Annotated in this window: 15 protein-coding genes; 3 read left to right on the top strand and 12 right to left on the bottom strand. The window is 38.4% G+C overall.

Annotation, left to right across the window (positions count from 1 at the left end):
- The first annotated feature begins 5 nt into the window (after window positions 1–5).
- Window positions 6–1,328, top strand: coding sequence for an amidohydrolase family protein (locus tag GO621_RS01380; protein WP_157563330.1), 1,323 nt, complete (start codon window positions 6–8; stop codon window positions 1,326–1,328).
- A 76-nt stretch (window positions 1,329–1,404) separates the two neighbouring features.
- Here GO621_RS01380 and GO621_RS01375 read toward each other — a convergent pair whose 3' ends face one another.
- Both GO621_RS01375 and GO621_RS01370 read right to left on the bottom strand, forming a co-directional pair.
- On the bottom strand, window positions 1,405–2,601 hold the full coding sequence (locus GO621_RS01375) for a DUF1501 domain-containing protein (protein ID WP_157563327.1): 1,197 nt from the start codon (window positions 2,599–2,601) through the stop codon (window positions 1,405–1,407).
- Between the two features lie 34 nt (window positions 2,602–2,635).
- Window positions 2,636–4,015 carry a DUF1800 domain-containing protein gene (locus GO621_RS01370; protein WP_157563325.1) on the bottom strand — a complete coding sequence of 460 codons (1,380 nt, stop codon included), beginning with the start codon at window positions 4,013–4,015 and terminating at the stop codon, window positions 2,636–2,638.
- 238 nt (window positions 4,016–4,253) lie between these two features.
- Between GO621_RS01370 and aat the strand changes: the two genes are divergently transcribed.
- Window positions 4,254–4,880: a leucyl/phenylalanyl-tRNA--protein transferase gene (gene aat / locus GO621_RS01365; protein ID WP_157563323.1), complete on the top strand. Its 627-nt coding sequence runs from the start codon at window positions 4,254–4,256 to the stop codon at window positions 4,878–4,880.
- A gap of 46 nt (window positions 4,881–4,926) precedes the next feature.
- Here aat and GO621_RS01360 read toward each other — a convergent pair whose 3' ends face one another.
- Genes GO621_RS01360 through GO621_RS01345 form a run of 4 tightly spaced genes read right to left on the bottom strand, consistent with a single transcriptional unit; the run spans window position 4,927 to window position 9,678 of the window.
- Window positions 4,927–5,436, bottom strand: a complete 510-nt coding sequence (locus GO621_RS01360) for a glutathione peroxidase (RefSeq protein ID WP_317163369.1) — start codon at window positions 5,434–5,436, stop codon at window positions 4,927–4,929.
- A gap of 35 nt (window positions 5,437–5,471) precedes the next feature.
- Window positions 5,472–5,909 (bottom strand): rRNA maturation RNase YbeY, encoded by a 438-nt coding sequence (gene ybeY / locus GO621_RS01355; RefSeq protein WP_157563317.1) that lies wholly within the window; start codon window positions 5,907–5,909, stop codon window positions 5,472–5,474.
- 5 nt (window positions 5,910–5,914) lie between these two features.
- Window positions 5,915–6,343, bottom strand: coding sequence for an ATP-binding protein (locus GO621_RS01350; protein ID WP_157563314.1), 429 nt, complete (start codon window positions 6,341–6,343; stop codon window positions 5,915–5,917).
- Window positions 6,344–6,345: 2 nt separating this feature from the next.
- Complete coding sequence (locus tag GO621_RS01345; RefSeq protein ID WP_232335561.1) at window positions 6,346–9,678, bottom strand: DUF4175 family protein; 3,333 nt, start codon at window positions 9,676–9,678, stop codon at window positions 6,346–6,348.
- Window positions 9,679–9,950: 272 nt separating this feature from the next.
- Between GO621_RS01345 and GO621_RS01340 the strand changes: the two genes are divergently transcribed.
- Window positions 9,951–10,811 (top strand): hypothetical protein, encoded by an 861-nt coding sequence (locus GO621_RS01340; RefSeq protein WP_157563312.1) that lies wholly within the window; start codon window positions 9,951–9,953, stop codon window positions 10,809–10,811.
- A 79-nt stretch (window positions 10,812–10,890) separates the two neighbouring features.
- Here GO621_RS01340 and GO621_RS01335 read toward each other — a convergent pair whose 3' ends face one another.
- From GO621_RS01335 to GO621_RS01310, 6 genes are all read right to left on the bottom strand, one after another.
- Window positions 10,891–11,076 carry a hypothetical protein gene (locus tag GO621_RS01335; RefSeq protein ID WP_157563310.1) on the bottom strand — a complete coding sequence of 62 codons (186 nt, stop codon included), beginning with the start codon at window positions 11,074–11,076 and terminating at the stop codon, window positions 10,891–10,893.
- A 25-nt stretch (window positions 11,077–11,101) separates the two neighbouring features.
- Complete coding sequence (locus tag GO621_RS01330; RefSeq protein ID WP_157563307.1) at window positions 11,102–11,245, bottom strand: hypothetical protein; 144 nt, start codon at window positions 11,243–11,245, stop codon at window positions 11,102–11,104.
- A gap of 211 nt (window positions 11,246–11,456) precedes the next feature.
- Complete coding sequence (locus tag GO621_RS01325) at window positions 11,457–12,950, bottom strand: glycoside hydrolase family 28 protein (RefSeq protein ID WP_157563304.1); 1,494 nt, start codon at window positions 12,948–12,950, stop codon at window positions 11,457–11,459.
- Window positions 12,951–13,045: 95 nt separating this feature from the next.
- Window positions 13,046–13,207, bottom strand: coding sequence for a hypothetical protein (locus GO621_RS01320; RefSeq protein WP_157563302.1), 162 nt, complete (start codon window positions 13,205–13,207; stop codon window positions 13,046–13,048).
- A gap of 35 nt (window positions 13,208–13,242) precedes the next feature.
- On the bottom strand, window positions 13,243–14,199 hold the full coding sequence (locus GO621_RS01315) for a YihY/virulence factor BrkB family protein (protein WP_157563299.1): 957 nt from the start codon (window positions 14,197–14,199) through the stop codon (window positions 13,243–13,245).
- 48 nt (window positions 14,200–14,247) lie between these two features.
- Window positions 14,248–15,474, bottom strand: coding sequence for an alanine dehydrogenase (locus GO621_RS01310; RefSeq protein WP_157563297.1), 1,227 nt, complete (start codon window positions 15,472–15,474; stop codon window positions 14,248–14,250).
- Window positions 15,475–15,495 lie beyond the last annotated feature (21 nt).

Here is a 15,495-nt window from a genome sequence, read left to right as displayed (position 1 = left end):
TTACCATGAAAAAAATATTATTAAGTTTTGGAGGATTGCTTTTTAGTACAGTCCTCACTTTTGGCCAGGCTAATATCGTGCCTGCCAAACCACAATCAGGGCCCATCGTTATCACCGGTGCTACTATCCATGTAGGTAACGGTACGGTTATCAATAATGGTTATATTGCTTTTAATAAAGGAAAAATTACAGCGGTAGGCGAAGGTGCTGCCCCTAATATAACCGGCGCTACCGTGGTTGATGCTTCTGGTAAACAATTGTATCCTGGTTTTATCTGCCCGATTACAACTTTAGGTTTGGTGGAAATTGAAGAAGGTGCGCGAGGAACAGTAGATGATACAGAAACTGGTGATCTGAATCCGCATGTACGTTCGTTAATTGCTTTTAATACCGATTCCAAAGTTATACCTACCGTTCGTTCAAACGGTATTTTGCTGGCTCAGCCAACTCCGGAAGGAGGTACTATATCTGGTCAGTCATCTGTAATGATGCTTGATGGATGGAACTGGGAAGATGCAGCTTATAAAAAAGATATTGGTATTCATTTAACCTGGCCTGTTGCCCGTGCCACTGGCAGAGGCCGAAGGGCTGCTTTTGCTTTAGCTGGTCAAACACAGGAATCGCCAGCAGAGCTTGCACAAAAATCAATTGATAATCTTAACAGTTTATTTACTGAAGCGCAAGGTTATGCTGCCGAAACCCATCATAAAGTAAACAACATTCGGTTTGAAGCTATGCGAGGTTTATTTAACGGAACTAAAAAGCTGTTTATCAATGCTGATGGCGCTAAAGAGATTGAGCAAGCAGTAAGTTTTGCCAAAAAATTTAATCTTTCTGCTGTAATTGTTGGTGGTAAAGAATCTTATTTAGTGGCCGATGATTTAAAGCAAAACAACATTCCTGTTATTATTAAAGAAACGCAAACCTTGCCGGATAAGGATGAAGATGATGTTTACTTACCTTACAAACTGCCACATTTGCTGCAGGAAGCAGGTGTTTTATATGGATTAACAGGTATTGGTTTCTGGAGACAGCGAAATTTACCATTTGAGGCAGGCGAAGCAGTTGGTTACGGTTTAACCAAAGAGCAGGCTTTATCCATGATCACTTTAAATAATGCCAGAATTTTAGGGATTGATAAAACAACCGGAACGTTGGAAGTTGGTAAAGATGCAAACCTATTTGTTTCTAAAGGTGATGCTTTGGATATGTTAGGGTTGGATGTAACAGATGAATATATACAAGGCCGTACAATTAACCTGGATAACCTGCATAAACAGCTTTACAAAAAGTTTTCGGGCAAATATGGGTTAGAAACTAAGTTGTAACAGAAATTACATTTACTAAAAAAGGTGCTTCCGATTTTGAAAGCACCTTTTTTTATGCGGTAAAAGAAGCATTCAGCTACACAAAGTCCAATCCTGCAAACTGCTTGTTTAAAATCTGGCTGTTGTTTACATCCAGCCATTTATCTAAAACCGTAGCATACACATCCCGAAAATCTACCTGATATTGCAAATCGCCCTGGTTTAAATTAACCAGATCAGGCGCAGGATTGTAAATGCCCGCTTTCTTTAGTTTTCCTCCGTAAATCAATACATTATTTGCTGTTCCATGGTCTGTTCCATTGCTTGCATTTTGTTCTACACGGCGGCCAAATTCAGAAAAAGTCATTACCAAAGTATCATCCAGTTTATCGGTTTGCTTTAAATCTTTGATAAAAGCAGCAACAGCATCTGCATAAATTTTTAACTGCCGGCCTTGTTGTGCCTGCTGGCCGGTATGCGTATCAAAACCGCTTAAAGAAACATAATAAACACGCGTTTGCAAACCAGAATTGATAAATTTTGAAACAGTTTTAAGTTGATTGCCTAATCCCGTTGCCGGATAATCTGCTTTAACCTGGTATGTTTTTGCTGTTTTCTGGATATAATCTGCTGAAGAATAAGTTTCGATCATCGTTTTATACAGATAACCCAAATTATCTTCATTTAAATGATCCTGATGCGCGTGCACCATATCTTTAAAAAATGGTTCGCGCGTGGTTTGAAACAACTTGTTCGGGTCTTGTACTGCAATTCCTTTTTTGGTAAGCCCTTTCATGGCTAAAGATAAGGTGTCATCAACCTCAATAGCTGTATAAGGATTTTTACAAGTCTGGCAATTAGAATCTAAATAACGGCCAATCCATCCGGTAGAAAGAAACTGATTTGCCTCGCTGCCAGTTTGCCAGATGTCCATAGACCTGAAATGCGAACGATCTGGGTTTGGATAGCCAACAGAATTAATAATGCTCATCCAGCCCTGATCGTAAAGCTCTTTTAATGCTGCCAGGTTTGGGTTGAGGCCTTGCATATCATCCAGCTTAATCAAATCAGTTGGATTGACAGCAATCGTTTTCCGTTTCTGGTAATATACATCGTTTCCGTAAGGAATAACCGTGTTTAAACCATCATTGCCGCCCGAAAGCTGAATGATAACCAGATTTTTAAAGCCGGTTAAATCATTCATGGCCAAAGCCTCAAAAGGTTTCAGGAAAGCCGGGATAAGATATGCGCCGGAAACCAAGGCTGTATTTCTTAAAAAATCTCTTCTTTTCATGATTTTCTTTTTAACGAAGTTGAGGGATGAGGATTTAACAAAGCTGATATTCAGGCGTGGAAACCAATTGTATCACTAAAGTTTTAATATCATTAATCTGGCTTGCTTCTTTTATCTCCAGATTATTAGCAACCGGTTCAAGCATAAAACGGGCAATTTCATCGTTTGAAGTATTTTTAGGGATATCGGCCATAAACTTAGTCCAGTCTGGTTGTGCCTGTACGCGTTTAATTACGTTTAATTGCTGTTTGCGTGTTGCTGCCAGATATGCTTCATCTTCCGGATTTGCTTTTCCTTCAAACTCAATTAAACCGGCATTTAATATAATAGAAGGGATTTTCATGCGATACATTAAGGATGAACTATCTATCCAATTTCTACCGCCCGCCCAACCGGCAACATTTGGCGGCCTGAAAAGTAACTGGCCAAGGGCACGCTGAAACTGTATTAACACATCCGGATTTTGATAGCTGATATAAAACTGCCGGTTTAGGCCAACCAGCAATTCTACCGGTGATTTGATAAGGTTGCCTATGTTTTTATCTTCATAAAACCAGTCAGCTGTAAAAATATATTCTAAAAGCGGCTTAATTTCATAATTAGAATTGTAAAAAACGTCTGCCATTTGTTTTACGTGGTTTTCGTCTATCGTATCGTTTACCAGATAGCGGTACAATTTTTTGCTGATAAAAGAAGCACATTCTTTTCGGGCAAGAATAGTATCAATAATATCTTCTCCGCAAAAATTAGCGGTTTTACCAAAAAAGGTTTTTTCGCCTTCATCATGTACTCTTGGCCGGAAAGTAAATTCTCCATTTCGGTCAAAAGCCCAGCCGGTAAAAGCACGGGCCGATTGTTTAATGTCATCTTCGGTATAATTGCCTCTGCCTAAAGTAAAAAGCTCCATCAATTCCCGGGCAAAGTTTTCATTCGGATGGCCTTTCTGGTTTTGCTGATTATTTAAAAATTGCAGCATGGCAGGCGTTTTAGAAACTTCCAGCACTAATGTTTTAAAATTGCCGAGTGCGTTTTTGCGTTCTACATTGTTCAACTGCTGCGCATATAACGAATTGCCAATGTTGCAGGCAAAATGGTTATGCCAGAACAAGGTGAGCTTTTCGCGCAATTGGGCATCAGTTGTGCCCATCCTTTCAATCCAGGCCGTATTTAATTTTTTTTCCTGCTGATTTCGGTCTTGCTGGATTTGCTTTCGCGTTTCCTCCATTTGGTTTAAGCGATAACGCAAATCAATGTTTTCGTCAATTGCAAGCAGCGGCTCATTAACTTCTGATGCTTTAAACAGTTTTTTTACAGCCTTTTTTACCGACCAGTGTTCATGGTCGTGCAGATCTTCAAAGCGAATACCAAATGCGGCGCGTGCATACAAATGTTTAATTTGCTTGAAATTGTTCATTGGCTTAAATTTAGATAGATATGACCTATCAAATTTCAGAAAGTTTAATCAGATAACAAACTGAATTTTAGGTTATTAAAAGAAGCATTATTTAAACAGATAGTTAGAGGCAAAACAATAACCGTTTAAAAGAAGTAAGAATATTTTTAGTGTTTATACGGTATGGATGGATAAGCAATAATTAAGTACGAAGGCAGATTTCGTAAAATAAAGATTAACGTTGCTGTAAGAATAATTCATGATTTTTCAGTTAGATAAAAAGCCTGTTTTCCCTGATCCGGAATTGGCGGAACCGGACGGGTTGCTGGCCATTGGCGGAGATTTATCCGTAGAGCGGTTACAGAATGCTTATGCACAAGGCATTTTCCCCTGGTACAGCAACAAGCAACCCATTTTATGGTATTCGCCAAATGAACGTTTTGTGCTTTATCCGTATAAGTTAAAAATATCAAAAAGTATGCGTAAAGTGCTGCGGTCCGGACAGTTTAAAGTTACATTTAACCTGGATTTTGCAGCGGTAATCCGTGCTTGTGCCCGTGTAGTTCGTGATGGCCAAAGAGGTACCTGGATTACTAATGATATGGAAAAAGCCTATCTTAAACTGCACAATATTGGCAAAGCACATTCAATAGAAGTATGGGAAAAAGAGGAGTTAGTGGGTGGCTTATATGGCGTGGAAGTTAACCGAATTTTTTGCGGGGAAAGCATGTTCAGTAAAGTTAGCAATGCTTCTAAAGCAGCACTTATTGCATTGTGCCAGCAAAAAGAGTATGAGTTGATTGACTGCCAAATGTATACGGAACACCTGGAATCTTTAGGTGCCGAAATGATCAGCAGAAAAAAATATCAGAAATTTCTTGTATAAAAAAAGGGCTTCCTTGATGTAAGAAAGCTCTTTTTAGCAACCTTTTTTATAGTTGGCTTGTAATTTCGGTTGATAGTGGTTTTACACTTGACCGATAACGATGGATCAATTTTCCGTTTTCATCAATCAGAAACTTCTCAAAATTCCATTGGATATCACCCGTAAAATCAGGGTTTTCTGTTGTAGTCAGGTATTTAAACAACGGACTGATGTCATCGCCTTTAACACTAATTTTTTCGCTTAAAGGGAAAGTAACGCCATAATTTTTCTGGCAAAATTCTTTAATTGCAGGGTTTGCTCCGGGTTCTTGTCCGCCAAAATTATTGGCCGGAAAACCAATCACCACAACTTTGTCTTTGTACTGGTCCGATAATTTTTGGAGTTCTGCATATTGTGGCGTAAAACCGCATTTAGACGCCGTATTAACAATAAGCAGCTTTTTACCTTTATATGCAGCAAGGTTAAAGTTTTTACCATCTATTGTTTTTAGCTTAAATTCATAAACAGAATTAGGGGCAGTAAAAACTAAAGCAAGGATAATAGCAAGTGATTTTATCATTTTTTTAAAACTAAGATTAAGTAAATATAGCCTTATTTCTGGTTGTTATTAACCATGCTGGCCAGATAAAAGTTTTCTTTATCTGTCATTAGTTTTTTGTCTTTAGCAGATTTATCCTTATAACCCAATAAATGCAGGGTACCGTGGATTAGTACACGATAAAGTTCATCTAAAGTTGTAATTTGATAAGTTGAAGCGTTTTCTGCTACTCTTTCTACCGATATAAAAATATCGCCTGCAATTTCTTTTTTTGTTTCAGAATTATCGAAAGTAATAATGTCTGTATAAGTATCATGCTGTAAATAATCCTGGTTGATTTTCAGCAGATACTTATCGGAACAAAAGATGAAGTTAATTTCTTTTAAAATATGATTTTCTGCAACAATAGTTTGTTCGATCCAGTTGCGTAAATTCTTTTTGTTTTTTAATTTGAAATCAATCTCTTCTTCAAAAAAATTAATTTTAGCCAAAATGCTTAAATTTTGAAGTGCAGTTCAACTTCATTTCCGCGTGCATTAAAAATAAACTGATCTGCCAGATGTTTAATAATAAAAACACCACGCCCGGTTAATTTTTCTAAGTTTTCCGGGGCAGTCGGATCAGGTATATTATTATAATCAAAGCCCGGCCCTTCATCAGCTACCGTCCAAACAATTTTTTTACTATCGGTAACTTCTGCATTAATATATACTTTTTTATTCGGATCAGACTGGTTGCCATGCACAATTGCATTAATCAACGCTTCGTTTAAGCAAGTCATCATATTAGCAAAAGTATCTTCACTAACATGATAGCGTTCTGAGATTTCTTCAACCAGGTTTTCTAAGCGGGAAATGCTCTCCATAGTTGAAGGAAGCTGAAGCGTGTATAATTCGCCGTCTGATACTTTTACTGGTTGCACCATTATTATTTGCGGTTAATTTCGTTAAAGTAAGTCTTTATTTTCGATTTATAAAACAGATTTACATCCGGAGGTATGGTAATAAGCTGTTCTGTTTGCTTATTTTTTATCTGCTGATAGCCCTGCAATGCCTTCTGATAACCTGGAGCAGTGTTTTTGCCAGCCTGGCTTTCCCGCTTTTGGTCTTGTTCCCGTTCCTGTTCTGCCTTTTCAGCTTCTAACAACCTTGTTTGTATCTTCTGTTGTCTGATTAACGTTTCCGTTTCAATTTTCTTATTTACGAGATCGGTTTCACTTTGTTCCATTTGTTTCGTAATATCACCAAGATTACCTAACCCGCTTTTACCGTCTTTGTTTTCTTGCTGGTTAATATTCTGTAATGCCCGGCGTATCATTTCCTGCTGCCGGGCCATTTTTGCCATCTGCTCGCTCATCCCGTTTTTTTGTTGGCCTGGCTGTCCCTGGTTGCCCTGCTGCTGCATTTGCTGGCGTGCTTTCTGCATATTTTTGTTCAGTTCCTGCTGCATCTGGCTCAGTTGCTGTATAGAAGGCTGCTTTTGTTTACCGCTTCCCGGTTTTGCATTTTTCATGGCATTTTGCAACTGGTCCAGCACTTCATTTAACATTAAGGCTAAGTTGTTCATAGATGTCATGGCAAATTGCTGGTTACGGTTTGCTTCTGCGGTCCGTCGTTCACCTAAGTTGGCAATTGCCTGATCGATGTTGGTATTAATCGCTGTAATTTCTTTGTTTACGGTAGATTCAATTTGCGGGACACGCTTGCTTAAAGCAAATAAACTATCTTCTACTGTTTTTAGGTTATCTTTTATGTTTTGCTGCTGCTGCGTTTGGTTTACATAATCCGGGTCGGAAGCATTTAATTGCTTAAAAACCTGCATTACTTTTTCCTGGTTAAAAGAACTTGTAACCAGGTTTTTTAAAATTGCCCGAAGCTGTTGTACGTTCAGTTGCAATTCCTGCTCTTCGCCCTGCTGCTGCATCTGCTTCATTTTGCTGCTCATTTTCTGCATGGCTGATGCTGCCTGCTGCTGTGCCTGCGAAGCTTTTTGTTTGTTGTTTTTGCTTAGGTTTTCCTCGCCCTTGTCCATTTGCTGTTCGGCTTCCTGCTGTTCGGCTTTGGGCGTTTCAAAATTGTTCTTGTTGTCCAAAGCTTCGTTTTTCTGTTCCAGCTCTTTTAAAGATTTCTCTAAATCCTGAAAATCTTTTTTAATCGCTCCCTGTTCCTGCTTAAGCTGATTGGCATCTTGCTTCGTTTGGGCACTCTTTTCTGCTAAAGCCTGTTGCTTTTCAGCTAATTTATCCAACTGGTTAATGCTCTCGTTCAGCTTCTGGTCAAACTCCAGTTGTTTGTACAGTTCCAGCATCCGGTCAAGCTCTTTTTGCAGGGATTTATTGTCCATCTGCATTTTACCCACATCTTCGCGCGTTTCATCCTTTTGGTTTTCCTGAAGCATTTGTTCCAGGTTTTTCAGCAGTTCTTTGGTTTTTTCGTCCAGCACGTTTTTAAACAAATCGTTGATCTGTTTCTGTTTTTCTAAAATATCCTGGTTTTGTTGTTTGGTTTCCTGGCGGTTGTACAAATTCTGCTCGTTTTCCTTTTGCATATCCTTTACCAAATCTTCCAGTTCATGGCGTTTTTGCAGCAAATCTGCTACCTGCTTTTTCTCATCAAAAGAAAGCGTTTTTTTATCCAGCAATAACCTGTTTAATTTTTGTGCATCGCGCTCAACTTCCGCAGAAAGTTTAATGGCTGATTGCATTTTATTTTTTACCGATTGCGTGCCTGCATCCAAAGTTTTATTCTGTTCTGTTTCTGTTGGAATATGTAAAGTTTGCTCTGGCGTTCTACTGTGTTTTGCCCCGTTTACGCCATCATTATCCGCAACATCAAAATAATAAACCAGCTCGTCTCCGGGATTTAACGATACTTCTTTTATCGACCAAAAATAGAAGAACGTGGAAGATGTTTGATGCAAATCAGCTTTAACAGGCAAACTGTAAGATTTATTTTTTTGCGGAGAAGCCGGATTACGGACCGAATAATGAAAAGTTAAAGACGAGAAGCCATAATCATCCTGGATTTTTCCGGTAAAATAATGTGCTTTAGAACTGACAGAATCTGCTTTTTGCTCCACAGCAATTACCGGCGGCAAATCTGGAATAACGGAAATACGGTAAGTAGCAGAATCAGCAGAAGAAACAAAATGGTTGATTGGCTTTACTGCATAAGAACCAGATTTTAACAACTTTTCCTGGTGTTTAAATATGTCATTATCCGCAGTAATTAAAGTTGTTTTTTGATTGAGCGAAAACTGGACTTCGCTTGCATTTTCTGTATGCAGTTCCCATTGTACAACTGTTCCTTCCGGTAAAGTTAAATCACCAGCATTATTAATATTTTCAGCAGGTTTATGGAGATAAGAAGGATAAACCAAGCGTGCATCCAAATGCAGTAAAGATGGTTTTGGGTTGACTTTGATTTCAAATTCTTCTGAAGAAAAATCATTTCCAACTAAACGAAAACGGATATTTTGCTGAATGTTAGAAAAAGTATGGTAAAAAGAGCTTAAGTTTTCTTTGTCCAGCCTAAAACTGTTTTTGCCGGTTTCTAAGTAAACACTTTCCGGAAATTCGTTGCCGGTTAATTTTAGGTTCAATTTAAAGTCCTGGCCCTGAACAACGGAAAGCGATCTATTTAAAATATGCCAGCTAAAAGGAGCTTTTGGTGCAAAATACTGGTTGTGTTTGATGATACGTTCCGTTCCGTCATGAATAATCGACGGTGCAACCAAAGCAACCATTATAATTAATGACAGCGGAATTAAAGCCCACTTTAAAAAACGTTTATTTTCGTTGATTTTTACAGCAGCCGAAAAAGTAACTGGTTTTAATTCTGCTATTTTTTGGTTGATACTGGCTTCGATCAGCAATTTTCTTTCCGGATTTTGGTCCGCAATTTTTTTTAGCTGAAGTGTATTGAGCAGTTTATCCTGCACGTTTTGAAAATATCGGCCAATAATTTCTGCTGCCTGGTCGTGCGAAATCAATTTCCCTAAACGAAAATAAGCCAGCAAAGACGGCGCAACCAGCCAGCAAAAAAGTGAAAGGTTTAACAGGATAAAGCCGTAAAAAATAAGCGAGCGGAAAGAAGTGTTGAAATGGCCGTAATACTCAGAAAAAGTAATAACCAGATAACTAAAAAATAGCGCAGCGCCCAAAAAGATCAATCCACGAAGCAACTTGTTTAAGTAATACTTCCGGATGAATTCATCCATTTTGGTTAGCAGTAAATCGTAGTTATTACCAGACTGCATCATATCAACCAAAAATAAAAATAATAAGCTGTACCCAAAAGGCTGTGGTTAATTATTGTTGATGCTTCTTTTACCGGGTAAAAATTTGTTCCCCCGTTTTCTGAAACTTCCAAAAAGTAAAACCGTATTTTAATAAACTGGCTTTTTTAAAATTCTTATCTAACTAATGCTAATGTTCAATTGCTTTTTTTACCAGTATTAAATTTATACTTTAGATAACCAGTTCTGTTACTAAACCTCAAACTAAAGATTTTGCTAAAATTTGAATTTGGCTTATGGTAAAACCTATACATTGTAAAACCCTTTTAGGGCATAATAATTTAGATTTTTCTATCGAGTGTTTGCAAAGTTTTCTAAAGCATTCATGTGATGAAATTTGCCTGGAAATTTTTGAAGATGGTTCGATTACACCAGCAGATGAGGAACGGTTATTATCCAGCTTAAAAAACAGTGTTGTTATCAGAAAGGGAGAAAGGGACAGAAAACTTCAAACAATGCTGGCGGATTATCCGGCCTGTAACCACTATAGAAACAGTACAAATTATGCCCAGAAATTATTTGATATTATGTTGTATGATAACCAGGACGTGCTTTACATTGATAGTGATATTTACTTTCTGAAAAAGTTTGTGCTGCCAGAACTGGACGAAACACCAGTATTTATGTACGATAATCAGAATGCTTATTCTTTTACGCCTATTGATTTACTTAAAATTAAGATACCGGTTTTTCCTAACGTTAACTCTGGTATATTTTATTTCCCGCATAATTTGTTTAACCTGAGTTTTATTGAACAGTTAATTAATGATGCAGTTATTAGTAAAGGCATAAAAAAAGGTATTCCCTGGTTAGAGCAAACCATCTGGAGTTTTCTGGCGGCTAAAAGTAAGAGGATCAGTTATTTTAATCCTAACCAGGTTATTATGGCTGATTTTGCCCTTAAAACGGATGCCGATACTGTTGCTGTCCATCTGGTTTATTATTTCCGGACACATATTAAACAACTAAGGCTAATGCCTGCTGATGGAAATACTTGTTCTGCAATTGCATTAAAAGCCCAAACCAGTTATTTAAATAAGGTGGATTTTGCAATAGAAAAATTTAACAGGAAAATAAAAAGGATTTATAACGGATAAAGCCATGCTTCTTTTACCATATAAAAAATGCCATCAGCATTTTCTGATGGCATTTTTTGTAGGGTACTTTGTATTAATCTTAGTGATGATAACGTTTTACCACCACATACCTGTGATGCGGTACATGATGAGTACGTCTTTCTACAACAACAACTTTACGATGGCGGCGGGGGTTATCGCCTACTTTAACACGAATTTGTGCTTCGGCATTGTTAAAAGCAAAAACAGTAATTAATGCGATAACAATTACTTTTAGGAATTTCATAAGATTTTTAGGATTAGATTGTTAATTAATAATTGCGATAATCATGCTCATCTCTGTGATCTCCGTCACGGTGATCATCATGATGGCGATCATGCCTTGGCGGCCTTCGGTTATATTCCCGTGTATGAACAGAACAGCTGGAAACTGCTGCCATAGCTAACAATCCCATGGCAAACATTTTTAAATTAGGCTTTTTCAAAATTTTGGTTTCTTTTTTATAATAGATGAAACCGAAAAATTAGCGAAAGGTTTAGTTGAAGCGAAAATTACTTATATTTAAGCTGTTAATATATATTAATATTGCCATAATATTTGTATTATAAGCAGCCATAATTCATATTTTGGGGTGATAAAAGAAGCATTGCCCTGATCGTAAATTTTTAGTCTGTTACTTTTATAAACTTTAAATCTGCTGCTGCAATTGCTGGTTTTTTAGCTGTAACCAACTTCACATTTTTAAATGTAATATCCTTAATGCTTTTGGCAACTACGCCTTCTTCTGCTTCAATGTTTACATTTTCAAAGTAAATATCATGTACCGGCATAGCTGGTAACCCTCTAAAAAACATAGCTGTTCTGGCACCTTTACAAATAATGTTGCTGATGTGGAAATCATGGAAATCCGGCACTTTATCATTCACCGTTCTTTCTGCACCTTTTTCTTTTCCGGCCGGTACATCTTCGTAATAGGTATCAAACAAAACAGCTTCGTTAATAATTTTGCTCATCGAAATTTGGTCGATAAAAACAGCATGTACCGGACCGCCACGGCCAGCATTGCTTTTAACCCGGATGCCAATATCCGTTCCAAAGAAATTACAGTTGGTTACGTAAATATTTTTCATGCCGCCATCCGTATTGCTGCCGATAACAAAACCGCCATGTCCTTGTAAAACCGTACATTCTGCAATCAATACGTTTTCCAAAGCTGCGTTGTTTTCATCACCATTCCCGCTCGATTTCATGCAAATACCATCATCGCCGACACTAACGGTTGTTCTGTAAATTACCACGTTTTTGCTGGCGCTGATGTCGATACCATCACCATTTTGTGCCGAGTAATCATTATGAACTTTGGTATTACGGATAATTAAATTGGTAATTCCTTTTGGGTTGATGACAAACATCGGCGAGTTTTTAAATGTTGGCCCGTCAATCATCAGGTTTTTGGTATTGTTAATTACTACCATTTTTGGCCGCAGATAATCCCGTGCTGGCAGGTAATCTTCTGCTGTTACGTTTTGCTTGTTTTTCAGTTGTTTTAAATAAGCCTCTCCGTTTAAAGCATCCCTGCTTGGCCACCAGATTTTACCATCAGCGCTTAAAACTCCTCCGGAAGCAACAACACTTTGCCATTCTGCTGCGCTAACTTTTCCTTTTTTTAGGGGCCGCCAGGTTTGGCCGTTGCCATCAAAAGAACCTTCACCCGTAATAGAAACATTTTCCAGTTTATTCCCCCAGATTGGCGGCGTAACAGTATAACTGTTTTTAGATTCTGCCATCATAGGGTACTGTGTATGATCTGTAGTGAAAATTACGTTTGCACCTTTTTCTACATGCAAGTCTAAATTACTTTTCATTTCGATCGGTCCGGTTTGCCAATTTCCCGCAGGAATAATTACATGGCCACCACCAGCTTTAGAGCAGGCATCTATCGCTTTGGCTATTGCTTGTGTATTTAATGTTTTGCCATCGCTTACTGCACCATAAGCTGTAATAGAAAAGGTTTGGTTTGGAATAACCGGTCCTGGTACATCAGGCATTTTAAACGGTGCATTTTTAGTGTAATAAGCTATATCATGAGTTTGGGCAGCAGCTAAATTTCTTATAAAAGCCAGGAATAAGAACGCTAACAAGAAGGTGGGTTTATTCATCAGGTTATTTAAGTTTTTATGAAAATGGTTTATAACAATCGTAATTGGTGCTTCTAAGATATTATTATTTCTTTAGACTGGACTATGCTTTCATTTTATCTCCGCAGATAGTAATTTAATGCTTCTTTTAGCAGCTGTTTTTCATCAAGCAGTTGCAATGCGATGAGGGTTTTTTCGCGGTAATCTGTTAAACTTAGGACCGAAGAAACCGAAGTAAGATTTGTAGAATTGTAACTTGCCAATGCTTCTTTTATCACACTAATTTTTAGGTGATAAAAGAAGCATTGGCACATTATTCTTCTAAATGATGTTGCGGCGGCAGCACTTTAACATCACGCTCAATTTCTTTTTGTTCAACGTGTACGGCGTATTCTGCAGGTTCAATCTTATCTCCGTAAGCTTCTGCATAAACGCGGGTAAATTCGGCCCCAAAATATAAAATGGCTGATGTGTAGTAAATCCAAACCAAAATTACGATTAATGAACCGGCAGCGCCATAAGTAGAGCCTGTTCCCGTCGTCTGGATGTAAACGCCAATCAGATACTTTCCCAGCATAAATAAAAGGGAGGTAAAAAAAGCACCGGTACGAACATCGCGCCAGGCAATTTTAACATCAGGCAAAAACTTAAAAATAATTCCGAAAAGCACTGCAATTACAATATAAGTAATGCCAATATTAATGAGGTTAAATAGCTGGATGGTAATTTCGGGGAAATACCGCGTTATGTGTGTGCTTAATGCCAAAACCAAAGCGTTAACAATCAGGGAAACCAGGAGCAAAAATCCTAAGCTGATAATCATCGAAAAAGAAATCAGCCTGTTGGTCAACATCTTAACCCAGCCTTTTTTCGGTTTTGCCCTTACGCACCAGATCATATTGATGGAATCCTGGATTTCTAAAAAAATACTGGTTGCACCAATAATTAAGGTAATTACACTGGTAAAAATAGCAATGCCGGTTTTTCCGGAAAGTGATACGCTCTTGATCATTTCCTGAATCTGAGATGCAGCACTGCTACCTACATAAGATTTAATTTGCGGATAGATGTTATTTTGAACGGCATCCGGCCCCAAAAAAGTGCTGATCAATGAAATCACCAGCATCAGCAGTGGCGCTAAGGCAAAAACAGTATAATAGGCAAGCGAAGCACTTAGTTTTAAACCTTTGTCGTTAGTAAAGCCATTAAAAGTGGCTATTAAAATTTTGCCGGTTCTTTTAAAATATTTTAAAGCGAAGTATTTTTTCATTTGGTGTTTTTATTCGGTAAAAACAGCATATTTAATTAACCGCTGCTTTTACCGGTTAGAAACGATTAGCAGGTCAAGGTCTTTGCTGGGGATATTAAAGCGTTCAGACAAATACTGACTGGTTAAATGCCCCTGGTAAATGTAAACGGCATTGCGTACGCCTGCTTTTTCCCAAATCACATTTTTTAAACCGCCGTGTTCGCCAATGTCCAATAAAATAGGGGCAAAAATATTAGTAAGGGCATAAGTTGCTGTTCTCGCTACGCGGGAGGCAATGTTGGGTACGCAATAATGGATTACATCATATTTTCGGAAAACCGGATTGGTGTGGTTGGTTACTTCCGAAGTTTCAAAACACCCGCCCTGGTCGATGCTCACATCAATAATAACAGAGTTTGGTTTCATCTGGCTTACCGTTTCCTCGGTTACCAAACAAGGGCTGCGGCCAGCATTTGCACGCATCGCGCCGATAGCAACATCGCAAGTAGTAATGGCTTTTTCCAACACAATTGGCTGGATAACCGAAGTAAAAACGCGGCTGCCAATATTATTTTGCAAACGGCGGAGTTTATAAATAGAAGGATCAAAAACTTTTACCTGTGCACCCAAGGCCAAAGCTGTGCGTGCGGCATATTCTCCTACAGTTCCGGCGCCTAAAATCACAATTTCTGTTGGCGGAACACCGGTAATGCCGCCAAGCATCAAGCCTTTTCCGTTAAAAACGTTGCTTAAATATTCAGCTGCAATCAGGATAGAAGTAGCGCCAACAATTTCGCTCATGGCACGTACCACACTTAAAGAACCGCCTTCATCCTGCAAATCCTCAAAACAAAGTGCTGTTATTTTTTTGTTGATGAGGGCGTGTAAATACTCCGGCTTAATGGTTGTAGTTTGCAGCGTAGAGATCAGAGTCTGGTTCATCTTCATCAGCTCAATCTCGGCCAAAGTGGGCGGGGCAATTTTCAGGATAATATCTGCCTGGTAAACCTGTTTGGCATCGTACACAATCTGTGCGCCTTGCTCGCTGTAATTATTATCTGTAAAATTAGCTGCAAGCCCGGCGTTTGATTCTAAAATTACAGTGTGGCCATTGTTTACCAATGTTGCTACCGAAAGCGGCGTAATGGCAATGCGGTTTTCTTGAAAAGAAGTTTCTTTGGGAATGCCGATGTAAAGCTTGTTTTTTTTGTTCCTTACTTCCAGCATCGATTCCTGCGGCTGCATCATTGCCTGTTTGGCGACATCTGAAAAACCACTTAAAGTGCCTGAACTCATATTGTTTCTATTTGCGGTTGC

The organism is Mucilaginibacter arboris (assembly GCF_009754915.1).
GTDB lineage: Bacteria > Bacteroidota > Bacteroidia > Sphingobacteriales > Sphingobacteriaceae > Mucilaginibacter_A > Mucilaginibacter_A arboris.
This window is presented reverse-complemented; position numbering and strand designations above follow the sequence as displayed.